Genomic DNA, 208 nt, shown 5'->3' on the forward strand with positions numbered 1-208 from the left:
ACCTGGTTTCGGTGCCGGTGCCGGTGATGACGTTGCCGGAGGCGGTCAGTGCGGTGTCTTCCGTGACGGAAGCGGTGTCGGGCTTGGCTTCGGGCGCGGTGTCGGTGATGAGCACGACCAGGTCGTCAGACTTGACCTGGTTGGCCGCATCGGTGACGGTGACGGTGAACTTGTCGGTGACGGAGTCGTCGCCGGCGGTGTGGTTCTT

1 protein-coding gene is annotated in these 208 nt (G+C 64.9%); it reads right to left on the reverse strand.

What is annotated here, in order from left to right:
- A partial coding sequence (locus IB258_RS30280; protein ID WP_192353591.1) for a hypothetical protein occupies nucleotides 1-208 on the reverse strand: 208 nt, incomplete at both ends.

The organism is Achromobacter sp. ACM02, assembly GCF_014851605.1.
Classification (GTDB): domain Bacteria; phylum Pseudomonadota; class Gammaproteobacteria; order Burkholderiales; family Burkholderiaceae_B; genus Achromobacter; species Achromobacter aegrifaciens.